Consider the following 21,474-nt stretch of genomic DNA (forward strand, 5'->3'; position numbering starts at 1 on the left):
CTACCTCCTAGTTATAAAATATTATAATTATTTAATATGTATATATCTTAATACCTCATCATACAGTTATAAATATAGCCTAAAAGTATATTTTTACACATACTATTAATGTTCTGTCAAGTCTTTTTAATTGAAATATATTATTCTGACTAAAAAGCTTGTCTTATTATCAAATAAAAAAGAGTACATACTTTTGTATGTACTCTCTTTATGTATCTCATTACCCTTAGGCAATATTGAACATACTTGTGAAAGTAGTTTGTAAATACTATCTTTTTGAGAACTGAGAAGCTCTTCTTGCTTTTTTAAGACCGTATTTCTTTCTTTCTTTCATTCTTGGGTCTCTTGTTAAGAATCCAGCTTTTTTAAGTTCTGGTCTTAAGTTTTCATCAGCTTTTAATAAAGCTCTTGAAATACCATGTCTTATAGCTCCAGCTTGACCTGTGTATCCACCACCATGTACGTTAACTAGTACGTCGAATTTATCTTTAGTTCCAGTTAAAACTAATGGTTGGTTAACTATTACTCTTAAAGTTTCTAATCCAAAGTAAGTTTCGCTATCTCTATTATTTATAACAACTTTACCTTCACCTGGTACAAGTCTTACTCTTGCAACTGATTTTTTTCTTCTACCTGTTCCATAAAATTGAACCTTTGCCATGTTAATTCCTCCTTCCAATACTCACTAGTATTTTAACTCTAATACTTCTGGATTTTGAGCTTGATTCTTATGCTCTGGTCCTCTGTAAACAGTTAATTTCTTAAGCATTTGTCTTCCTAAAACTCCTTTTGGAAGCATTCTTCTTACAGCTTCTTCAAATACGAATTCTGGTTTTTTTGCTATAGCTTCTCTGTATGGAGTTTCTTTTAATCCACCTGGATATAGTGAGTGATGTCTTAACATTTTTTGATCTAATTTCTTACCAGTTAAAACAATTTTTTCTGCATTAACAACGATAACGAAATCTCCAGTATCAACGTTTGGTGTAAATTCTGGTTTATTTTTTCCTCTTAATATTGAAGCTATTTGGCTTGCAGCTCTTCCTAAAGTCATTCCTTCAACGTCTACTACATACCATTTTTTTTGAACTTCATTTTTCTTTGCTAAGTATGATTTCATTTTTTTCCCTCCCTGATATTTAACAGTGTCCATTCTATGCTAAAGACCCGGGGCTAGTGGATCTTATACACAAGTTTATTTCTTATACAAACATGAATATTATAATACAATTTGCCACGTGTGTCAATTATTAAAAATATTATTAATCCATGAGTTAGAAGAAATTTATGATACTATATAAAATACATTTTCTATGCAGAAACATATATATTTTATCTTAATAATATACTTCCACAAGAGTTAACCCTTGTGGTGGCAATGATTTTCCTGCTTTAGTTCTATCTTTTGATTTAATAATTTCATTTATAGAAGATGGATGAATTTTTCCTGAACCAACCTCAACTAAGGTTCCTACTATTATTCTTGCCATATTATATAAAAACCCATCAGCAGAGATGTAAATTCTTATATAGTCTCCTATTTTCTCAATCCTTAAATCATGTATAGTTCTAGTTGTACTCTTCACTGAACTTCCTAATTTTCGAAAAGCAGAAAAGTCATGGGTTCCTAAAAAGTATGAACTTGCCTCTTCCATAAACTCAATATTTAAGTTTCCTTTATGGTGATATACATAATTTCTATCTATAGCACTTCTTACTGGTGAATTATAAATAGTATAGCAATACATCTTACCCTTGCTGTGATATCTAGAATGAAAGTTTTCATCAACCTCACTAGATTCTATTACCACAATATCTTCTGGTAATTTATCATTCAATGCTTCTCTAAATTTTGCAGCTGGTATTCTACTTGAAGTAACAAAATTGCATACATAGGCTCTAGCATGAACCTTACTATCCGTTCTACTACAACCAATAATATTTAATTCCTCACCGGTAAGTTTGTGAATAGCTTCTTCTACTATACCCTGTATAGTTAAGAATTCCTTCTGCCTTTGCCAGCCTGCATAATTAGTTCCATCATATTCTAACACTAACTTAATATTTCTCATTGCAAAATCTCTATACTCCTTGCATTAGGTATGCTAAATTAGTAACCTTAATTTATATACTTTTTGTAAATTAAATAATAATGTACCTAATTAACCTTACCCCTGTACTATAGATAACTTAGGCTAAAATCTCATAAAAATTATAATTATAGTAAGAATTATAAAGGAAATTATAGCTACAGTATCTTTGTTGGTTAGCTTCAACACCTTCATTCTTGTTCTTCCTTCTCCACCTCTATAGCATCTTGCTTCCATAGCCATAGCTAGCTCATCAGCTCTTCTAAAAGAACTGATAAATAAAGGAACTAGCAGTGGAATTAGGTTCTTTGCTCTTTGAACAATATTTCCACTTTCAAAATCTGCCCCTCTTGCTTTTTGCGCCTTCATTATTTTATCAGTTTCATCCATTAAAGTTGGTATAAATCTTAGGGCAATAGTCATCATCATTGCAAGTTCATGGGCAGGTACTCCAATTTTTCTGTACGGATTTAGTAACTTTTCTATTCCATCAGTAAGTTCAATTGGTGAGGTTGTAAGAGTTAATAAAGATGTTCCTATAATTAAAAATGTTAATCTTAACACCATAAACAGTGCCAGAATAAGCCCCTCTTTATATACTTTTAAAAACCCAAGTTGAAACAGTATGGTTTCACCTTTTGTTAAAAACACATTAAAAAGAGCTGTAATTAACATTAGTACAAATATAGGTTTTAATCCCTTATAAATATATCTTAATTGGATTTTAGAAATAACTATAGCTAATGCTGTAAATAAAAGTATAAAAATATACCCCTGAAAATTCTTAATCAAAAATAAGTCTATAATAAATAACATTGATAACATTATTTTAACTCTTGAGTCTAGTTTGTGTACAAAAGAATCACCAGGGACATACTGACCTATTGTAATATCTTTAATCATATCTACGCCTCCAAAGTTCACCCAAAGGTATATCTGTTAACCTTTTAAAACTCTAAGTATTTCCTTTTTAGCTTGTTCTAACGTGAAAATATTATCTGGAAGGTTAAATCCCTTTGCATTAAGCTCTCTTATTAAATAAGTGACTTTAGGAACCGCAAGACCCACACTTTCAAGAGTGCTAATTTCTTTGAAAATTTTCTCTGGTGGACCATCTAAAATGCATTGTCCATTATCCATAACTAAAATTCTATTAGATACTTTAGCAACATCCTCCATACTATGCGAAACTAATATTATTGTCATATCATAAGCCTTATGTAATGCTGCAATTTGACCAAGAATTTCATCTCTGCCTTTTGGGTCTAATCCAGCAGTAGGTTCATCTAGTATCAATATTTTAGGCTCCATAGCTACCACACCTGCAATAGCTACTCTTCTTTTTTGACCGCCACTTAATTCAAAAGGTGATTTATTCCTGTATTTTTCGTAGTCTAATCCAACTATATTCATGGCCCTTATAACTCTTTCTTTTATCTGATCCTCAGATAATCCCAAGTTTTTAGGTCCAAAGGCAATATCTTTTTCTATCGTTTCCTCAAAAAGCTGATATTCAGCATATTGAAATACGAGGCCAACCTTTTTTCTTATGTCAGAAAGCTTTACTCCAGATGCAGTAATGTCTACATTATCTACTATGATTTTTCCTCTGGTGGGCTTTAATAGTCCATTCATATGTTGAATAAGAGTAGACTTTCCTGAACCAGTGTGTCCAATTAAGGCTACAAAGTCACCGTCATTTATTTGAACATTAATGTTATCTAAGGCTCTCTTTTCAAAAGGAGTCTTTTCCATATATACATGAGTTAAGTTTTCTATCTTAATTGACATAATTCATTCACCATCTCATCTATAGTTAATATATCTTCCTTAATATGAATCCCACTCTTGCTTAATTCATATGCTAGCTCTGTCATCTGTGGAACATCTAAACCTAAGTTTTTCATAGTTTCTACTTGCTTAAAAACGTCCTTAGGTTTACCTTCAATTACAACTTTTCCTGAATCCATAACATATATTCTATCTGCTTCCACAGCTTCTTCCATATAATGAGTTATAAGAACTATAGTTATACCATACTTTTTATTCAATTCAGTAATTGTTTTAATAACTTCTTTTCTTCCAGAAGGATCTAGCATAGCAGTAGGCTCATCTAGTACTATACATTCTGGTCTCATAGCCAATATTCCAGCAATAGCTACCCTTTGCTTTTGTCCTCCAGACAATAAATGTGGCCCATGATTTTTATATTTATACATATTAACTTTTTTTAATGATTCATCTACTCTTCTTCTTATTTCTGATGGTTCAACACCTAAATTTTCTGGTCCAAAAGCTACATCTTCTTCTACAATTGTAGCTACAATCTGATTATCAGGATTTTGAAACACCATGCCAGCTTTGTTTCTAACACTCCAAATATTCTCTTCTTTACTTGTATCATACCCTGACACAAATAGCTTTCCTTCTGTAGGAGTTAGTAGTGCATTAATATGCTTTGCAAAAGTAGATTTTCCTGACCCATTATGTCCTAAAATAACTACAAACTCACCCTTATTTATAGTTATATTCACTCCATCTATGGCAACTTTACTATTTCCTTCACTATCAGGAGGATAACTAAATCTTAATTCTTCACTAATTATCTCCTTTATATCAGAACTGTTCTCCATTAGTTTTTGAGGGGATTTATTTTCAATATAATCATTTTTACTCACTTCATTTATCCCTCCATAAAAAGTAGTTTCACACACTTATTTATGTGCAAACTATTTTTAATTAATAAACTTATTTATATGGAACCTAAAAATTTTGCCTTAATAACTATAAAATAGATATGATTTTCTTAAGGCTTTAAATTATAGCAAAATGGGGACTAAGTTAGGCTTACTTAATCCCCTTTAATTACTATACTAATTCTAATATAACAACTTCTGCTCCGTCGCCTCTTCTTGGTCCCACTTTCATAATTCTAGTGTATCCACCATTTCTGTCAGCATACTTTGGAGCTATGTTTTCGAATAAGTTTTTAACAACTTCTTCTTCTGTAACAAATGCAAGCACTTGTCTTCTTGCATGAAGATCTCCTCTTTTTGCAAGAGTTATCATTTTCTCAGCTAACCTTTTAGTTTCTTTTGCTCTAGTTACAGTAGTTTCTATTTTACCATGCTTTAAAAAACTAGTTGTAAGATTTCTAAGCATTGCGATTCTTTGGTCAGTTGGACGTCCTAACTTACGTTGCTGTGCCATGTCTATACCTCCTTACTCCTCGCTTGGTTTAAAGGATAAACCTAAAGCTTCAAGTTTTTGTTCAACCTCTTCAAGAGATTTCTTTCCTAAGTTTCTAACTTTCATCATGTCATCCATTGATCTCTCTGTTAACTCTTGAACTGTATTTATACCAGCTCTCTTTAAACAATTAAAGCTTCTAACAGAAAGGTCAAGTTCTTCTATAGTCATTTCTAGAACTTTTTCTTTCTTATCTTCTTCTTTTTCAACCATTATTTCAACATCATCAGCATGATCTGTCAATGTCATAAATAATTTAAAGTGTTCGATTAGAATCTTAGCCGATAAACCAATAGCTTCATCAGGTCTAATAGTTCCATTTGTCCAAATTTCTATAGTTAATTTGTCATAATCTGTAATTTGTCCTACTCTTGTATTTTCAACTGTATAGTTAACTTTTTTAACCGGAGTATATATTGAATCTACAGGGATTGTTGCAATAGGTTTGTCTTCAGTTTTATTTTTGCTCTGAGACACATAACCTCTGCCTTTATTAACATTGATTTCCATATATAACTTTCCATCATCATCTAAAGTGGCAATATGGATATCTTTATTAACAACTTCTACATCACCGTCAGTTCTAATATCAGCACCAGTAACCTCTCCAGGTCCTTGTGCATCTATATATACTGTTCTTGAACCTTCTCCATTCATTTTTAAGGCTAAGCCCTTAATGTTAAGAATTAGTTCAGCAACATCTTCTTTCACTCCATATATAGTTGAAAATTCATGAAGAACACCATCTATTTTAATGGAATTAGCAGCAACTCCAGGTAATGAAGAAAGAAGAATTCTTCTTAATGCATTACCTAAAGTTATACCATAACCTCTTTCTAATGGCTCAACAACAAACTTGCCATATGTACCATTTTCAGCGGTTTCTACACATTCTATTCTTGGCTTTTCTATTTCTAACATATATAACCCTCCTTTTATATTAAGTGGTTTTTTTATATTGAGGGCAACTGATTAAATTATTGACTATTTACTGTATAACTCAACGATTAATGTTTCGTTTACAGGAACATCTATATCTTCTCTAGCAGGTAATGAAACAACTTTTCCTTCGAATGTTGCTACATCTCCTTGTAACCAGTTAGGTAAAGTTTTTGGATTCTCAGCAAATACTTTAAATTTCTCAGAAGCTCTGCTTTTTTCTCTAACTGATATTACATCTCCCACTTGTACTGTATATGATGCAATGTCAACCTTTTTGCCATTAATTAAGAAATGTCCATGGTTAACTAATTGTCTAGACTCAGTTCTTGAGCTACCATATCCTAATCTGTAAACAACGTTATCAAGTCTTAATTCTAAAAGTCTTAATAAGTTCTCACCTGTAATTCCCTTTTGTCTTTCAGCTATTTCATAAGTTCTTCTGAATTGACCTTCAAGAACTCCATATATTCTTCTAGCTTTTTGTTTTTCTCTTAATTGTGTTCCATAGTTAGATAATTTCTTTCTGCTTTGTCCGTGTTGTCCTGGTGCATATCCTCTTCTTGTGAATGCACACTTCTCAGTGAAACATCTGTCACCTTTAAGGAAAAGCTTTAGGCCTTCTCTTCTGCATATTCTGCAACTAGCTCCAGTATATCTTGCCATTAATTACACCTCCTGTTAATTAAACTCTTCTTCTTTTTGGTGGTCTACATCCATTGTGAGGAATTGGAGTTACGTCTTTAATTAAAGTAACTTCTAATCCTGCAGCTTGTAATGATCTTATAGCTGCTTCTCTTCCTGCACCTGGTCCTTTAACGTAAACTTCAACGCTTTTTAATCCATGCTCCATAGCTGCTTTAGCTGCTGTTTCAGCTGCCATTTGTGCTGCGAATGGAGTACTTTTTCTTGATCCTCTAAATCCTAATCCACCTGCACTTGCCCATGACAATGCATTTCCTGCTGCGTCAGTAAGTGTAACGATGGAATTGTTGAAAGTAGATTTAATGTGTGCAGCACCGTGCTCAACATTTTTTCTTTCTTTTTTTCTTCTACTTCTTTTAACTTTTTGAGCCATTGTATTCCCTCCTTACTATTTCTTCTTACCAGCCATTGTTTTTTTAGGGCCTTTTCTTGTTCTAGCATTAGTTTTAGTCTTTTGTCCTCTTACTGGAAGTCCTCTTCTATGTCTAATACCTCTGTAGCATCCAACTTCCATAAGTCTTTTTATGTCTAGAGCAACTTTTCTTCTTAAGTCACCTTCAACAAGTATGCTTTTATTTATATAATCTCTTAATGCGTTAACTTCTTCTTCAGTTAAATCCTTAATTCTTGTATCAGGATTTATGCCTGTAGCTTCAAGTATTTCGTGTGATTTTGGTAATCCAATACCAAATATATAAGTTAGACCTATCTCAACTCTCTTTTCTCTTGGTAGGTCAACACCTGCTATTCTTGCCATCTACAACTTACACCTCCTAAGTATATCTACTTATTTATTAGCCTTGTTTTTGTTTATGTTTAGGATTTTCACAGATAACCATTACTCTTCCTTTTCTCTTTATAACTTTACATTTTTCACATATAGGTTTAACTGATGGTCTTACCTTCATGGCTAACCCTCCTTATTACTTATCTCTCCAAGTTATTCTCCCACGCGTCAAATCATATGGAGAAAGCTCTACTGTAACCTTATCGCCTGGCAAAATTCTTATAAAATTCATTCTTAATTTTCCTGAGATATGTGCTAAAATTTTATGCCCACTCTCTAGCTCAACTTGAAACATTGCATTTGGTAGCGATTCTAATACTACCCCTTGCATTTCAATAACATCATCTTTTGACATAAGGTAATCAAACCTCCTCAATTTTATCCTCAACCTGCAAAAACTTCACAATCTTAGAATTACTAACTTTTTCACAGCTTAAAAGTAAATCTTTAATTTCTTCAGCCACAATATCCGTGAAAACTAAATGTTTAATTCTCTTCTTCTTGGGCTTTTCAATTTTTCTAAGGTCTCCGTCTGAAATATAGACATAATTAGTATCAATTATACCAACTATTATAAAACATCTATTTTTATCCCTACCTGATTTAGAATGTACTACCTTACCTATAAGGCTGTTATCATCCACCCTAGTCACCTCATTAGCTCAAAGTTAGTATTTCAGGACCATTAGTTGTTATCGCTACAGTGTTTTCATAATGTGCTGAAAGACTACCATCACCTGTAACTACTGTCCATCCATCTGGTTTAATTTTTACTTTATAACTACCCATATTAATCATAGGTTCAATTGCAAGTACCATACCATGGACTAGCTTAGGTCCTTTGCCAGCAACACCATAATTAGGTACCTGTGGATCTTCATGCATTGACTTGCCAATACCATGGCCTACAAAATCCCTAACCACGGAGTATCCCATACTCTCAGCATGCTTTTGCACTGCTGATGAGATGTCTGTAAGTCTATTACCAACTACAGCTTTCTCCACAGCCTTAAAGAAACTTTCTCTTGTTACTTCAATAAGCTTTTGTGCTTCGTTAGATATATTTCCTACTGGAAAAGTTCTTGCTGCATCTCCATGATATCCATTAAGTATTGCACCACAATCAATACTAATAATGTCTCCGTCTTTTAATATCCTATTACTAGGTATTCCATGAATTACTACATCATTAACTGATGCGCATATGGAAGCCGGAAAACCACCATAACCTTTGAAAGATGGTATTGCACCATGTGATCTTATGAACGTTTCAGCTAACTTATCAATTTCTGCAGTGGTTATTCCAGGTTTTATTACCTTTTCAATCATTGCAAGGGTCTCAGCAACAACTCTACCTGCATCTTTCATATATGTTAATTCCATATCACTTTTAATTATTATCACTATTTATCGCTCCTAAGATACCACAGATATTCTTAAAAACATCATTAATAGCTTGAGTTCCATCAACCTCTGATAATAGATTTTTATTTGTATAATACTCTATAAGAGGCTGGGTTTGAGCATCATAGATATCAAGACGTTCTACAACTGTTTCCTCAGTATCATCATCTCTTTGTATCACAAAGTTTCCACAAATATCGCATTTACCTGCAATTTTAGTTGGATTATATTTTATATGATAACTAGCTCCACAAGTAGTACATACTCTTCGCCCTGTCATTCTATCAATAATAAACTCTTTAGGAACTTTTATTAATAAAGCTGTATCAAGTTTTTCTCCTCTTTCTTTAAGCATGATCTCCAAGGCTTCAGCTTGATTTACAGTTCTTGGATAGCCATCTAATAAAAAACCATTATCACAGTCTTTTTCAATTAACCTATCCTTTACAATATCTATGGTTAATTCATCAGGCACTAAGTGCCCTCTATCAATATACTTCTTAGCTTCGATTCCTAGAGGCGTTCTTTCAGAAATATTCTTCCTAAAGATATCTCCAGTGGATATATGCGGTATGGAGTAGTTATTGCTTATTGATTTAGCTTGTGTTCCTTTTCCGGCTCCCGGAGGACCTAATAAAATTATTTTCACTAGTATCAACTCCAAAATAATATTTTATTTAAGGAACCCTTGGTAATGTCTCATAACTAATTGTGATTCTAGTTGTTTCATTGTTTCGATAGAAACACTAACCATTATCAACAAACTAGTACCTCCAAAAGTAACTCCCTTAAAATTACTATATGCCCCAGCTAATATTGGCACTACTGCAATTATAGCCGCAAAAGTCCCACCTAATATAGCTATTCTAGTTAATATTTTTTCTAAATATGTTGCAGTTTTTTCTCCTGGTCTTATTCCTGGTATAAATCCTGATGACTTATTCATATTCTCTGCCATTTCTTCTGGCTTAAATGTAATTAAGGTATAGAACCAAGCAAAGAATAAAATTAGAACAAAATATGCTATTGCATACTTATAGGATTTCTCACTGAATATGCTCCATGGACTTCCTGTAACAAATTTTGCGAAAGAAGAATTTGGCCATATTTGAGCTATAGTCGCAGGAGTTGCCATAACTGACATAGCAAATATTATTGCCATAACTCCTGAAGAGTTTAAGCTTACTGGAATATGTGTAGATTGGCCTTTAACAACCTTTCTGCCAACTGCTTTTCCTGCATACTGAACAGGAATTCTTCTTTCTGCTAAGTTTATAACAATTACTGTTAATAATAAAGCTAATACTACTGCTATAAATATTATAACCTCTACTGGACTAACTTGTTTTGCACTTAGAAGTCCCATAATTTGATAAATCATAGTAGGTAATGAAGAAATGATGTTTACAAATATAATCACAGATACACCATTGCCCAATCCGTATACAGATATTTGCTCTCCTATCCATACTAGTAAAGCTGAACCAGTGGTCATCGTTATAAGTATAAGGAACAAACCTGTTTTACCTTCTAGTGCTATTGCACCTGAATTTGCTATTAATGCATACATTCCATAAGCTTGAATTAAAGCAAATATATATGCAGCATACTTAGTGTAGTTTTGTATTTTCTTTCTTCCTTCTTGACCTTCCTTAGAAAGTTGCTCCAAATAAGGAATTGCTATTGTTAACAACTGTATAATGATTGACGCATTAATATATGGTCCAACGCCTAAAGCAAATATACTAAATTTACTAAATGCTCCTCCTGAAATCATATCATAAAATCCAAGAAGTGAACCTGATCCACTTGTTAAATTAGCTAGCCTGCTGGTGTCTACTCCTGGTACTGGTATAAATATACCTAATCTAAATATTACTACGATAAGCAGCGTAAATAGCATTCTCTTTCTTAGTTCTGGAACTTTCCAAGCATTTCGTAGGGTTGATAACATCTATATCACCTCAACTTTTCCTCCTGCTGCTTCAATTTTCTCTGCTGCAGCTTTAGAAATCTTATTAGCTTTAACAGTTAAATTCTTTTCAAGATTGCCGTTTCCAAGAATTTTTATTCCATCGTTTACTTTCTTAACCATACCTGTTTGAAGAAGTAATTCTGGAGTTACTTCTGTACCATTTTCAAATATGTTTAATCTATCTACGTTAATACAAGTATATTCTTTAGCAAATATATTTGTAAATCCTCTCTTAGGCAGTCTTCTGTATAAAGGCATTTGTCCTCCCTCAAATCCTGGTCTTACACCTCCACCAGATCTTGAGTTTTGTCCTTTTTGACCTTTACCAGCACTTTTACCCCAGCCTGAACCAGTACCTCTACCAATTCTTTTAGGAGATTTTTTTGAACCTTCTGCAGGTCTTAACTCATGAAGTCTCATATTTACACCTCCTTAAATTATAGTTCTTCTACTTTAAGTAGATAACTAACTTTATTTATCATACCTCTTATTTGAGGAGTTGCCTCGTGCTCAACAGTTTTTCCAATTTTCTTTAATCCAAGAGCTTCCACTGTAGCAATATGATCTTTCTTTCTACCAATTGTGCTCTTTGCTAATGTAATTTTAACTTTAGCCAAGGTGATTCCCCTCCTATCCTAAAATCTCTTCAACAGTTTTGCCTCTAAGTTTTGCAACTTGCTCTGCTGTTCTTAAATTTGCTAATCCATTAATTGTAGCATTAACCATGTTTCTTGGGTTGTTAGATCCTAAAGATTTAGCTCTAACATCCTTTAATCCTGCAAGCTCAAGTACAGCTCTTGCTGGACCTCCTGCGATAACTCCAGTTCCCTCTGATGCAGGCATAATGTGAACTACACCAGTACCGAACTTACCATCTATTGTATGTGGAACTGTAGTTCCAGCTAATTCAACTTTAACAAGATTTTTCTTAGCATCTTCTATGCCTTTTCTTATTGCTTCTGGTATTTCAACAGATTTACCCATTCCAACACCAACGTGTCCGTTCTCATCACCAACAACAACTAGTGCGCTGAATCTGAAGTTTCTACCACCTTTAACAACCTTAGCAACTCTGTTTATGTGTACAACTTTTTCCTTAAGATCAAGTGTGCTAGGATCAATTTTCATGTGTTTCCCTCCTTTTTTTAGAATTGAAGCCCTGCTTCTCTTGCACCCTCAGCAAGCATTTGTACTCTTCCGTGATAAATATATCCGCCTCTGTCAAATACTACTTCAGTGATTCCTTTTTCGATTGCTTTTTTAGCTATTAACTCACCAACCATTTTAGCAGCTTCTTTATTGCTTCCAACGTTTAGTGCAAAATCTTTTTCTAAGCTTGATGCAGCAACTAATGTTCTTCTTGAAACGTCATCAATTATTTGAGCATATATATTCTTTTCACTTCTATAAACAGCAAGTCTTGGTCTTTCTGCTGTTCCATGAACTTTTTTACGTACTCTTAAATGACGTTTTTCTCTTGATAGTTTTCTATCAGCTTTGTTGAACATGTAATTCACTCCTTCCTATTATCTATTATCTATTACTTACCAGTCTTACCTTCTTTACGTCTGATAACCTCATCAGAGTACTTAATACCTTTTCCTTTATAAGGCTCTGGTTTTCTCCAAGATCTTATGTCAGCAGCTACAGCTCCAACTAATTCCTTGTTGATACCTTTTACTATTATAGTGTTAGCATCTGGAGTTTCAAAAGTAATTCCTTCAACTGACTCTACTTCTACTGGATGAGAGAATCCAAGGTTTAATGTTAGGTTCTTACCTTTTAGTGCTGCTCTATATCCAACACCAACTAATTGTAATGTTCTAGCATAACCATTAGTTACTCCGATTACCATGTTATTTATTAATGCTCTTGTTAATCCGTGAAGAGCTCTATGTTCTTTTACATCGCTTGGTCTTGTTACAACCACTGAATTATCTTCTATAGCTATGTTTATATCTTTTGCCATTGCTTTAGTTAATTCGCCTTTTGGTCCCTTAACTGTTACAACGTTGTCTGGTGTTACTGTAACTGTTACACCACTTGGTATAGCTATTGGAAGTCTTCCTATTCTTGACATAATTGCACCTCCTGTTCAATAAACTACCAGATATAGCAGATAACTTCTCCACCTAATCCTAATTTTCTAGCATCTCTATCTGTAACGATTCCTTTTGAAGTTGATATAACAGCAACTCCTAATCCGTTAAGTACCTTTGGAATATCCTCATTCTTAGAGTAAACTCTTAATCCTGGCTTAGATATTCTCTTTAATCCTGTGATAACTCTTTCTTTGTTTTGACCATACTTCATTGTAAGTCTTAACATAGAAACAGATCCATCTTGATATTCTTCTATATTTTTAAGATATCCTTCTTGAAGCATTATATTTGCGATAGCCTTCTTTATTGTTGAAGAAGGAACCTCTACTATTTCGTGTCTAACAACATTTGCATTTCTTATACGAGTTAGCAAATCTGCGATAGGGTCAGTCATAACCATTTGTTGTGCCTCCTTTCATATGTTCTGTATATTACCAACTTGCCTTCTTGCATCCAGGAATTTGTCCTTTATAAGCAAGTTCTCTGAAACAAATACGGCAAATACCAAATTTCTTTAATACAGAGTGTGGTCTTCCACATAGTCTGCATCTTGTGTAAGCTCTAGTTGAATACTTAGGCTCTTTTTTCCATTTTTCTATCAAAGCTTTACGTGCCACGTAATTCCCTCCTTATTACTGAGCAAATGGCATTCCAAGGAATCTTAATAACTCTCTTGCTTCCTCGTCTGTCTTTGCAGTAGTTACAAATATTATATCCATTCCTCTTACTTTGTCGATTTTATCATACTCAACTTCAGGGAATATTAATTGTTCTTTAATTCCTAATGCATAGTTACCTCTGCCATCGAATGACTTTGAAGGAACTCCTCTGAAGTCTCTAACTCTTGGTAAAGCAATATTCATTAATTTATCTGCAAACTCATACATTTTAGCTTTTCTTAATGTAACTTTACATCCTATTGGCATGTTTTCTCTTATTTTGAAGTTAGCAACTGATTTCTTTGCTCTAGTTAATACTGGCTTTTGTCCAGTGATTAATTGTAAATCACCAGTAGCAGCATCTAAAACCTTAGAGTTATCTTTAGCTTCTCCAACTCCCATGTTTATAACTATTTTCTCAAGCTTTGGTACTTCCATGATATTTTTGTATCCGAACTTCTCCATCATAGCTTGAACTACTTCATTATTATATTTTTCTTGTAGTCTTGCAACCATTAGTTAAACCTCCTTTCGCGAATTAGAATGTTTCTCCGCACTTTTTGCACACTCTTACTTTTGTGCCATCTTCTAATATTTTATTGCTTATTCTAGTTACACTTTTGCATTTTTCGCAGTATAACATAACTTTAGAACTGTTAATAGCTCCCTCAACGTGAACTATTCCACCTGTCATATTTTGTCTGCTTGGTTTTTGATGCTTTGTTACTACATTAACATCTTTAACAACCACTTTTCCAGTTTTAGGATAAACAGCTAGAACTTCTCCTATTTTGCCTTTATCTTTTCCTGAAATAACCATTACAGTGTCATTTTTTCTAACATGAACTTTCATTTTAGCTACCTCCTATCCTATAGTACTTCAGGTGCAAGTGATAGAATTTTTGTAAACTCTTTGTCTCTTAGCTCCCTAGCAACAGGTCCGAAGATACGAGTTCCTCTTGGATTTTTATCTTCTTTTATAATAACAGCTGCGTTCTCATCAAATCTGATATAAGTCCCGTCTGCTCTTCTTAAACCTTTAACTGATCTAACAATAACTGCCTTAACAACGTCACCTTTTTTAACAACTCCACCTGGTGTTGCACTTTTGACGCTAGCAACAATTATATCTCCGATGTTTCCCCATTTTCTATGAGAACCACCTAATACTCTAATACACATTATTTCTTTAGCACCAGAGTTGTCTGCCACTTTTAATAATGTTTGTTGTTGTATCATGTTAAATACCCTCCTTTCAGTTAACTATTTAGCTCTTTCCATGATTTCAACAAGTCTCCATCTCTTATCTTTAGATAATGGTCTTGTTTCCATTATTAATACTCTATCGTTAACTTTTGCTTCGTTATTCTCATCATGAGCTTTAAATTTAGTTGTTCTGTTAACTGTTTTTCCGTATAGCGGATGTCTTACTTTAGTTTCAACCGCAACTACTATTGTTTTATCCATTTTATCAGAAACAACTCTTCCAATTCTAGTTTTTCTATTTCCTCTTTCCACAAGACGAACCTCCTTTCAGTATTACTGTTCAAAAGCCCTTAATTCTTCTTCTCTAAGGATGGTTTTAATTTGGGCTATAGATTTTTTAACCTGCTTTATTCTCATTGGGTTTTCTAACTGTCCTGTAGCTAATTGAAATCTTAGGTTAAATAATTCTGTTTTAAGGTCAGTTAATCTTGTATTTAAATCTTGAGGAGTACTTTGTCTCAATTCTTTTAATTCATTAGCCTTCATTGATTTCACCACCCATTTCCTCAAAATCTCTTCTTGTCACAAACTTAGTTTTCACTGGTAGTTTGTGAGATGCAAGTCTCATTGCTTCTCTTGCAGCTTCTTCAGAAACTCCAGCTATTTCAAATAACACTCTGCCTGGTTTAACTACTGCTACCCAGTATTCTGGTGAACCTTTACCAGATCCCATACGTGTTTCAGCTGGTTTCTCTGTAACTGGTTTATCAGGGAAGATTTTTATGAAAACCTTTCCTCCTCTTTTTACATATCTATTTATAGCAATTCTGGCAGACTCGATTTGGTTACTAGTAATCCATCCGCACTCAGTTGCTTGTAATGCGAAATCTCCATATGCTATGAAGTTACCTCTTGTAGCCTTACCTTTCATTCTGCCACGTTGTACCTTACGATGTTTAACTCTTTTAGGCATTAACATGTCAAATTCCTCCTTCCTTACACGTTTTTATGCGTTAGCTTCTTCCTTTACAACTTTTTTTGTAGGAAGAACTTCTCCTCTATAAACCCAAACCTTAACACCAATTTTTCCGTATATTGTATCTGCTTCTGCAAATCCATAATCGATGTCAGCTCTTAAAGTTTGTAGTGGAATTGTTCCTTCGTGGTATTGCTCAGTTCTTGCAATCTCAGCTCCACCTAATCTTCCTGAACAAGCAGTTTTAACTCCTTTAACTCCTGTTCTCATTGCTCTTTGAATTGTTTGCTTCATTGCTCTTCTGAAAGATATTCTCTTTTCTAATTGAGCTGCTATATTTTCAGCCATAAGTTGAGCATTATTCTCAGGAGCTTTTACTTCAACTATATTAATTAAAACATTTTTATCTGTAACAATGTTTTTTAATTGAACTTTTAAATCTTCTATACCTTGACCGCCTTTTCCTATAACCATTCCTGGTTTAGCAGTATGTATATTAATTTTAACTCTTTTAGCAGCTCTTTCTATCTCAATCTTAGATATTCCAGCTGTAAATAGTCTTTCTTTTAAATACTCTCTAATTTGATTATCTTCAACTAAATTATCTGCAAAGTTTTTGCTGTTTGCATACCATTTAGCGTCCCAATCTTTAATTACACCAACTCTTAGGCCGTGTGGATGTACTTTTTGTCCCACTCTATATCCCTCCTTCTTATGCTCTTTCTTTAACTACTAGAGTTATATGACTAGTTCTTTTAGCGATTCTAAATGCTCTACCTTGAGCGTGTGGTCTAAATCTCTTTAATGTTGGACCTTGACCAGTATGTGCTTCTGCAACATATAATCTGCTTCTATCTAAATTTAAGTTGTTTTCTGCATTTGCAACAGCTGATTTTAAAATTTTATTAACAACTATTGCTGCATCTTTTGGAGTATATTGTAATATAGCAAAAGCTTCATTTACATTTTTTCCTCTAATTAAATCAAGAACTATTCCAACTTTCATTGGAGACATTCTTATATATCTAGCTATAGCTTTAGCTTCCATTGTTAGTTTCCTCCTTCCCGTACTATCTCACTTTGCTTGATTTAGCTTTATCAATGTGACCTTTGAAAGTTCTAGTTAAAGCAAATTCTCCTAATTTATGTCCAACCATATCTTCTTGAACATATACTGGAACGTGTTTTCTTCCATCATGAACAGCGATAGTGTGACCTATCATTTGTGGGAAAATTGTAGAGCTTCTTGACCAAGTCTTTATTACTTTTTTCTCACCATTTTTGTTCATTTCATTAATTTTATTTAAAAGTGATTCTTGTACAAAAGGTCCTTTTTTAATTGATCTACTCACTATTAGTGGCCTCCCTTCATGAAACATATACGTAATTCAGAAGAGAATGTTATATTCTCTTCTGGTTACTTACCATTTCTCTTCTTAACAATAAACTTGTCAGAATACTTTTTGTTCTTTCTAGTTTTGTATCCAAGTGCTGGTTTACCCCATGGAGTAAGTGGACTTGGATGTCCGATTGGAGATTTACCTTCTCCTCCACCGTGTGGGTGGTCGTTAGGGTTCATTACAGAACCTCTTACTGTAGGTCTGATACCCATATGTCTTTTTCTACCTGCTTTACCTATTTTAACAATTTCATGAGTTAAGTTAGAAACTGTTCCTATTGTAGCTCTGCAGTTAATTCTTACATATCTAGTTTCTCCACTTGGAAGTCTTACGATAGCATATTCTCCTTCTTTAGCCATTAACTGAGCTGAAGAACCTGCTGATCTTACTAGCTGAGCACCTTTTCCAACTTGTAATTCTATGTTGTGAATTACTGTACCAACTGGTATGTTAGCTATTGGAAGAGTATTACCAACTTTAATATCTGAATCTGGACCAGAAACTATAACATCTCCAACTTTTAATCCTACTGGAGCTATTATGTATCTTTTCTCTCCATCAGCATAGTTAACTAATGCAATGTAAGCTGATCTATTTGGATCATACTCAATAGTTGCAACTTTTGCTGGAATACCATCTTTAGTTCTTTTGAAATCTATTAATCTATATTTTTGTTTCGCTCCACCACCGTGGTGACGAACAGTTATTTTACCTTGAGCATTTCTACCACCAGTCTTCTTTTTAGCTACAAGAAGTGATTTCTCAGGCACATTTGTTGTTATTTCTTCAAATGTTGCCATAGTCATATTTCTTCTAGAAGGTGTGGTAGGGTTAAACTTTTTAACTGCCATTAGGTTTCCCTCCTTCTTTATCGCTTATCTGGCTCTAGCCAATAAATGCTATTATTACATTCCTTCAAAGAATTCAATTGTTTTGCTGTCTTCAGTTAATGTTACAACTGCTTTTTTGAAGTCTGCTCTTTTTCCAACGTGAACTCCAACTCTCTTAGTTTTTCCTAAGTTTCTTAGAGTTTTAACATCTTCAACTTTAACTCCAAATACTTCTTCAACAGCTTTTTTTATTTGAACCTTATTAGCGTGTATGTCAACGATGAAAGTGTATTTCTTGTCAGCCATTGCTGCCATACTTTTTTCAGTTATAACAGGTTTTCTTATAATATCATGGCTAGTCATTTTCATTATACATACACCTCCTCAATTTTTGATACAGCATCCTTAGTTACCATAAGTTTTTCATACTTTAATATATCATAAACATTTATGTTATTTACTGGTACTACTGCTACTCCTGGTAAGTTTCTAGCTGATTTATAAACATTTTCGTTAGACTCAGCTACAACGATTAAAGTTTTCTTTGCTTCGAATGCATTTAAAACTTTTATCATTTCTTTTGTTTTTGGTGCATTGAAGTCTAAGCTTTCTAATACGATCATCTCGTTATCTTGAACCTTAGAAGTTAATGCTGATTTCATAGCTGTTCTTCTCATGCTCTTTGGAACTGAAACTCTGTAATCTCTTGGTTTTGGTGCAAATACTATACCACCTTTGATCCATTGTGGAGCTCTGATTGAACCTTGTCTTGCTCTACCAGTTCCTTTTTGTCTCCATGGCTTTATTCCACCGCCACGTACTTCAGCTCTTGTTTTAGCGCTTTGAGTACCTTGTCTTTTATTAGCAAGTTGTGCTAAAACAACTTGATGCATAGCATCTTTGCTAATTTCAACAGCGAACACGCTTTCATTTAATTGGATATCTCCAACTTCTTTTCCTTCTTTATTAAACACTTTTAATGTAGGCATTCTGCATCCTCCTTTCCCTAAGCTTTAACAGCGTCTCTAATTACTACAAGACCTTTGTTTGGTCCAGGTATTCCGCCTTTTATAAGAATAATATTCTTTTCAGGAATTACTCTTACTACTTCTAGGTTTAATACTGTAGTATTAACATTACCCATATGTCCAGGCATTTTTTTGTTTTTGAAAGTTCTTGAAGGATCTGATGAAGCTCCCATAGAACCTACTGCTCTGTGGAATTTAGAACCGTGACTCATTGGTCCTCTGTGTGCATTCCATCTCTTAATTACGCCTTGGAATCCCTTTCCTTTAGAAACTCCTGAAACGTCAATTTTGTCTCCTGCAGCAAATATATCAGCTTTTAATTCTGATCCAACTTCGAATGAGCTTACATCTTGTAATCTAAACTCTTTCACGTGTCTCTTTACAGCAACTCCAGCCTTAGCAAACTCACCTTTTCTTGGTTTATTCACTAGGTTCTCTCTTAAGTCACCAAAACCTACTTTTATTGCTTCATATCCATCTTTTTCTATAGTTTTCTTTTGAATAACTACGCATGGACCTGCTTCAACTACTGTAACTGGCACAACTTTTCTGTTCTCATCAAATATCTGAGTCATTCCAAGTTTTTTACCCATTATAGCTTTTTTCATTAAAATACACCTCCTACTTATTAGCGGATCACCTTAGTGATCATAATAGTTAGTAATAGTTATCTATTACCCGTACCTCATCTGTGTAGCATTAATGCTCACTTCTATGTACGCCTATAATTTTATTTCGATATCTACGCCTGCTGGTAAGTCTAATCTCATTAATGCATCAACTGTTTTTGGTGATGGACTTAATATATCGATTAGTCTCTTATGAGTTCTGATTTCGAACTGCTCTCTTGAATCTTTGTACTTGTGTGGAGCTCTTAAAATTGTTACTATATCTTTTTCAGTTGGTAGTGGTACTGGACCAGCTACTTTTGCTCCTGTAGATTTAGCAGTTTCAACGATTTTTTCAGCTGATTGATCAAGTATTGTGTGATCAAATGCTTTTAATCTTATTCTAATTTTTTGTTTTGACATTGTATTCCCTCCTTTTCATCGCACGCTATTACTTCTTACGTACAACAGCGGATGTTCTGTAAACTGTTCCTGGTGTTGCATACACAATGCGCAAACCAAATCCAGCACAGACCCCGTCGCCCGATTCGTGATCAGGACATGCTCGGTTAAGAATTCCCCCGGAAGCCCGGCAACCTCTTACCTCATCGCTGTTACCACATTGCAACTTCTACAGTATACAATAATTTAGTCCTTTTGACAAGAGTTTTTTTCTCATTTTATGATTTTAATCAAGTAAACTTATGACCATATATGTAATGAATTATTTTTCACTTATTTTTCCAAATACATAAGTCACTCAAATTTAATTTTATCCCAATCATTGTAAATTAATTCATTATTATAATTAATTATCATACTTTAGGAAACTTTTTATTTTCTTCAAATTAACCTACATATAATTTTATTTCCCTATATGATATAGGTTCTTAAATTAATACTGCTACTTATTATAACTGTTATCTATTTTCTTTTCAATACATCTTTTTATTTCTAAAACATTATAAATGTTCATAAAACTCTTTTTTATTCTCACTCACTATCGCTATATACTTAACATCTTTTCCACTGCTTATTCCAAACTCTTTTATTGAGTTAATAACCAGATTTAAATTTTATAATTATATTTATTTTAAACTACAATAATCTTCACAATGCGCATTTTTTCAGGTTCAATTCATAACCCGAGTTAACTCAGACTCTAGATATAGGCCTCAAAAAATAATAGAGAGAAGGGCGTCCCCTTCTCTCTACAACCTAGGTTTTAACTGTGCACATCTTTTCTAAAAACATTTTAGAATTTTATTTATAAGATCCAGTAGTCATACTCTACCACCTTTTCTTATTTTAATTTATAAGCTTATATATTTTTAAGTTATTCTCTTAAATACCATTAAGTAGTTTAACTATACTATTCTTACTACTATTTAACTATAGCAGTAACAACTCCTGATCCTACTGTTCTTCCACCTTCTCTGATAGCGAATCTTAATCCCTCATCCATTGCGATTGGGTTTATTAATTCAACGTTCATGTCGATGTGGTCTCCTGGCAT

Annotated in this window: 39 protein-coding genes; all 39 read right to left on the reverse strand. The window is 33.6% G+C overall.

The genetic code is table 11. From position 1 onward, the window contains the following. Positions 1 to 268: 268 nt before the first annotated feature. Positions 269 to 661: a 30S ribosomal protein S9 gene (gene rpsI / locus J2Z44_RS07370; RefSeq protein WP_021285459.1), complete on the reverse strand. Its 393-nt coding sequence runs from the start codon at positions 659 to 661 to the stop codon at positions 269 to 271. A gap of 24 nt (positions 662 to 685) precedes the next feature. Continuing rightward, on the reverse strand, positions 686 to 1,120 hold the full coding sequence (gene rplM / locus J2Z44_RS07375; protein ID WP_021285458.1) for a 50S ribosomal protein L13: 435 nt from the start codon (positions 1,118 to 1,120) through the stop codon (positions 686 to 688). Between the two features lie 217 nt (positions 1,121 to 1,337). Continuing rightward, positions 1,338 to 2,072, reverse strand: a complete 735-nt coding sequence (gene truA, locus J2Z44_RS07380; RefSeq protein WP_021285457.1) for a tRNA pseudouridine(38-40) synthase TruA — start codon at positions 2,070 to 2,072, stop codon at positions 1,338 to 1,340. 123 nt (positions 2,073 to 2,195) lie between these two features. Further along, the gene (locus J2Z44_RS07385; protein ID WP_021285456.1) at positions 2,196 to 2,993 is read right to left on the reverse strand and encodes an energy-coupling factor transporter transmembrane component T family protein; all 798 of its coding nucleotides are present in this window, start codon (positions 2,991 to 2,993) and stop codon (positions 2,196 to 2,198) included. A gap of 36 nt (positions 2,994 to 3,029) precedes the next feature. Next, the gene (locus tag J2Z44_RS07390; protein WP_021285455.1) at positions 3,030 to 3,881 is read right to left on the reverse strand and encodes an energy-coupling factor transporter ATPase; all 852 of its coding nucleotides are present in this window, start codon (positions 3,879 to 3,881) and stop codon (positions 3,030 to 3,032) included. Next, the gene (locus tag J2Z44_RS07395) at positions 3,866 to 4,723 is read right to left on the reverse strand and encodes an energy-coupling factor transporter ATPase (RefSeq protein WP_031272001.1); all 858 of its coding nucleotides are present in this window, start codon (positions 4,721 to 4,723) and stop codon (positions 3,866 to 3,868) included. The genes J2Z44_RS07390 and J2Z44_RS07395 overlap by 16 nt, the downstream gene beginning before the upstream one ends. 235 nt (positions 4,724 to 4,958) lie before the next feature. Continuing rightward, positions 4,959 to 5,300: a 50S ribosomal protein L17 gene (gene rplQ, locus J2Z44_RS07400; RefSeq protein ID WP_021285453.1), complete on the reverse strand. Its 342-nt coding sequence runs from the start codon at positions 5,298 to 5,300 to the stop codon at positions 4,959 to 4,961. Positions 5,301 to 5,312: 12 nt separating this feature from the next. Next, a complete protein-coding gene (locus tag J2Z44_RS07405) occupies positions 5,313 to 6,260 on the reverse strand; it encodes a DNA-directed RNA polymerase subunit alpha (RefSeq protein ID WP_021285452.1) in 948 nt (315 codons plus the stop codon). A gap of 63 nt (positions 6,261 to 6,323) precedes the next feature. Beyond that, positions 6,324 to 6,944 carry a 30S ribosomal protein S4 gene (rpsD, locus tag J2Z44_RS07410; RefSeq protein ID WP_021285451.1) on the reverse strand — a complete coding sequence of 207 codons (621 nt, stop codon included), beginning with the start codon at positions 6,942 to 6,944 and terminating at the stop codon, positions 6,324 to 6,326. Positions 6,945 to 6,963: 19 nt separating this feature from the next. After that, entirely contained in the window at positions 6,964 to 7,356 is a 393-nt protein-coding gene (gene rpsK / locus J2Z44_RS07415) for a 30S ribosomal protein S11 (protein WP_021285450.1), read from the reverse strand. 15 nt (positions 7,357 to 7,371) lie between these two features. Beyond that, positions 7,372 to 7,740, reverse strand: a complete 369-nt coding sequence (gene rpsM / locus J2Z44_RS07420; RefSeq protein ID WP_021285449.1) for a 30S ribosomal protein S13 — start codon at positions 7,738 to 7,740, stop codon at positions 7,372 to 7,374. A gap of 37 nt (positions 7,741 to 7,777) precedes the next feature. Beyond that, on the reverse strand, positions 7,778 to 7,891 hold the full coding sequence (gene rpmJ, locus J2Z44_RS07425; RefSeq protein ID WP_003373491.1) for a 50S ribosomal protein L36: 114 nt from the start codon (positions 7,889 to 7,891) through the stop codon (positions 7,778 to 7,780). 15 nt (positions 7,892 to 7,906) lie between these two features. Beyond that, positions 7,907 to 8,125 (reverse strand): translation initiation factor IF-1, encoded by a 219-nt coding sequence (gene infA / locus J2Z44_RS07430; protein WP_021285448.1) that lies wholly within the window; start codon positions 8,123 to 8,125, stop codon positions 7,907 to 7,909. 7 nt (positions 8,126 to 8,132) lie between these two features. Then, entirely contained in the window at positions 8,133 to 8,414 is a 282-nt protein-coding gene (locus tag J2Z44_RS07435) for a KOW domain-containing RNA-binding protein (protein ID WP_021285447.1), read from the reverse strand. Positions 8,415 to 8,427: 13 nt separating this feature from the next. Further along, a complete protein-coding gene (map, locus tag J2Z44_RS07440; protein ID WP_021285446.1) occupies positions 8,428 to 9,174 on the reverse strand; it encodes a type I methionyl aminopeptidase in 747 nt (248 codons plus the stop codon). Next, positions 9,161 to 9,823 (reverse strand): adenylate kinase, encoded by a 663-nt coding sequence (locus J2Z44_RS07445; RefSeq protein WP_021285445.1) that lies wholly within the window; start codon positions 9,821 to 9,823, stop codon positions 9,161 to 9,163. The genes map and J2Z44_RS07445 overlap by 14 nt, the downstream gene beginning before the upstream one ends. Positions 9,824 to 9,847: 24 nt before the next feature. After that, positions 9,848 to 11,128: a preprotein translocase subunit SecY gene (gene secY, locus J2Z44_RS07450; protein ID WP_021285444.1), complete on the reverse strand. Its 1,281-nt coding sequence runs from the start codon at positions 11,126 to 11,128 to the stop codon at positions 9,848 to 9,850. Next, a complete protein-coding gene (rplO, locus tag J2Z44_RS07455) occupies positions 11,129 to 11,569 on the reverse strand; it encodes a 50S ribosomal protein L15 (RefSeq protein ID WP_021285443.1) in 441 nt (146 codons plus the stop codon). It lies immediately after the preceding gene. A gap of 17 nt (positions 11,570 to 11,586) precedes the next feature. Next, entirely contained in the window at positions 11,587 to 11,766 is a 180-nt protein-coding gene (rpmD, locus tag J2Z44_RS07460; protein ID WP_021285442.1) for a 50S ribosomal protein L30, read from the reverse strand. Positions 11,767 to 11,779: 13 nt separating this feature from the next. Next, entirely contained in the window at positions 11,780 to 12,277 is a 498-nt protein-coding gene (gene rpsE, locus J2Z44_RS07465) for a 30S ribosomal protein S5 (protein WP_021285441.1), read from the reverse strand. 17 nt (positions 12,278 to 12,294) lie between these two features. Next, positions 12,295 to 12,657 (reverse strand): 50S ribosomal protein L18, encoded by a 363-nt coding sequence (gene rplR, locus J2Z44_RS07470; RefSeq protein WP_021285440.1) that lies wholly within the window; start codon positions 12,655 to 12,657, stop codon positions 12,295 to 12,297. A gap of 32 nt (positions 12,658 to 12,689) precedes the next feature. Then, positions 12,690 to 13,229 carry a 50S ribosomal protein L6 gene (rplF, locus tag J2Z44_RS07475; RefSeq protein WP_021285439.1) on the reverse strand — a complete coding sequence of 180 codons (540 nt, stop codon included), beginning with the start codon at positions 13,227 to 13,229 and terminating at the stop codon, positions 12,690 to 12,692. 23 nt (positions 13,230 to 13,252) lie between these two features. Continuing rightward, positions 13,253 to 13,651, reverse strand: coding sequence for a 30S ribosomal protein S8 (rpsH, locus tag J2Z44_RS07480; protein WP_021285438.1), 399 nt, complete (start codon positions 13,649 to 13,651; stop codon positions 13,253 to 13,255). A 31-nt stretch (positions 13,652 to 13,682) separates the two neighbouring features. After that, positions 13,683 to 13,868 (reverse strand): type Z 30S ribosomal protein S14, encoded by a 186-nt coding sequence (locus tag J2Z44_RS07485; RefSeq protein ID WP_010295312.1) that lies wholly within the window; start codon positions 13,866 to 13,868, stop codon positions 13,683 to 13,685. A gap of 15 nt (positions 13,869 to 13,883) precedes the next feature. Beyond that, the gene (gene rplE / locus J2Z44_RS07490) at positions 13,884 to 14,426 is read right to left on the reverse strand and encodes a 50S ribosomal protein L5 (protein WP_021285437.1); all 543 of its coding nucleotides are present in this window, start codon (positions 14,424 to 14,426) and stop codon (positions 13,884 to 13,886) included. A 22-nt stretch (positions 14,427 to 14,448) separates the two neighbouring features. After that, on the reverse strand, positions 14,449 to 14,763 hold the full coding sequence (gene rplX / locus J2Z44_RS07495; protein WP_021285436.1) for a 50S ribosomal protein L24: 315 nt from the start codon (positions 14,761 to 14,763) through the stop codon (positions 14,449 to 14,451). Between the two features lie 17 nt (positions 14,764 to 14,780). Then, positions 14,781 to 15,149, reverse strand: a complete 369-nt coding sequence (rplN, locus tag J2Z44_RS07500; protein WP_021285435.1) for a 50S ribosomal protein L14 — start codon at positions 15,147 to 15,149, stop codon at positions 14,781 to 14,783. Positions 15,150 to 15,173: 24 nt separating this feature from the next. Beyond that, entirely contained in the window at positions 15,174 to 15,428 is a 255-nt protein-coding gene (gene rpsQ / locus J2Z44_RS07505) for a 30S ribosomal protein S17 (protein ID WP_021285434.1), read from the reverse strand. Positions 15,429 to 15,449: 21 nt separating this feature from the next. Continuing rightward, a complete protein-coding gene (rpmC, locus tag J2Z44_RS07510; RefSeq protein ID WP_021285433.1) occupies positions 15,450 to 15,662 on the reverse strand; it encodes a 50S ribosomal protein L29 in 213 nt (70 codons plus the stop codon). Next, the gene (gene rplP, locus J2Z44_RS07515; protein WP_021285432.1) at positions 15,652 to 16,095 is read right to left on the reverse strand and encodes a 50S ribosomal protein L16; all 444 of its coding nucleotides are present in this window, start codon (positions 16,093 to 16,095) and stop codon (positions 15,652 to 15,654) included. Before rplP ends, rpmC begins: the two co-directional genes overlap by 11 nt. A 27-nt stretch (positions 16,096 to 16,122) precedes the next feature. Then, positions 16,123 to 16,788 (reverse strand): 30S ribosomal protein S3, encoded by a 666-nt coding sequence (gene rpsC / locus J2Z44_RS07520; protein ID WP_209649459.1) that lies wholly within the window; start codon positions 16,786 to 16,788, stop codon positions 16,123 to 16,125. A 16-nt stretch (positions 16,789 to 16,804) separates the two neighbouring features. After that, positions 16,805 to 17,140 carry a 50S ribosomal protein L22 gene (rplV, locus tag J2Z44_RS07525; RefSeq protein WP_021285431.1) on the reverse strand — a complete coding sequence of 112 codons (336 nt, stop codon included), beginning with the start codon at positions 17,138 to 17,140 and terminating at the stop codon, positions 16,805 to 16,807. A 22-nt stretch (positions 17,141 to 17,162) separates the two neighbouring features. After that, positions 17,163 to 17,444 carry a 30S ribosomal protein S19 gene (gene rpsS / locus J2Z44_RS07530; RefSeq protein ID WP_021285430.1) on the reverse strand — a complete coding sequence of 94 codons (282 nt, stop codon included), beginning with the start codon at positions 17,442 to 17,444 and terminating at the stop codon, positions 17,163 to 17,165. A 65-nt stretch (positions 17,445 to 17,509) separates the two neighbouring features. After that, the gene (gene rplB, locus J2Z44_RS07535) at positions 17,510 to 18,343 is read right to left on the reverse strand and encodes a 50S ribosomal protein L2 (protein ID WP_021285429.1); all 834 of its coding nucleotides are present in this window, start codon (positions 18,341 to 18,343) and stop codon (positions 17,510 to 17,512) included. Positions 18,344 to 18,397: 54 nt separating this feature from the next. Beyond that, positions 18,398 to 18,691 (reverse strand): 50S ribosomal protein L23, encoded by a 294-nt coding sequence (rplW, locus tag J2Z44_RS07540; protein ID WP_021285428.1) that lies wholly within the window; start codon positions 18,689 to 18,691, stop codon positions 18,398 to 18,400. After that, positions 18,691 to 19,311 (reverse strand): 50S ribosomal protein L4, encoded by a 621-nt coding sequence (rplD, locus tag J2Z44_RS07545; protein ID WP_021285427.1) that lies wholly within the window; start codon positions 19,309 to 19,311, stop codon positions 18,691 to 18,693. The genes rplW and rplD overlap by 1 nt, the downstream gene beginning before the upstream one ends. Positions 19,312 to 19,328: 17 nt before the next feature. Continuing rightward, positions 19,329 to 19,958, reverse strand: coding sequence for a 50S ribosomal protein L3 (gene rplC / locus J2Z44_RS07550; RefSeq protein WP_021285426.1), 630 nt, complete (start codon positions 19,956 to 19,958; stop codon positions 19,329 to 19,331). A 114-nt stretch (positions 19,959 to 20,072) separates the two neighbouring features. Next, positions 20,073 to 20,381, reverse strand: a complete 309-nt coding sequence (gene rpsJ, locus J2Z44_RS07555) for a 30S ribosomal protein S10 (protein WP_209649460.1) — start codon at positions 20,379 to 20,381, stop codon at positions 20,073 to 20,075. A gap of 961 nt (positions 20,382 to 21,342) precedes the next feature. Continuing rightward, on the reverse strand, positions 21,343 to 21,474 hold a 132-nt coding region (locus tag J2Z44_RS07560; protein WP_483416443.1), incomplete at its 5' end, for an EF-Tu C-terminal domain-related protein.

Source organism: Clostridium punense, assembly GCF_017874425.1.
Taxonomy (GTDB): Bacteria; Bacillota; Clostridia; order Clostridiales; family Clostridiaceae; genus Clostridium_J; species Clostridium_J punense.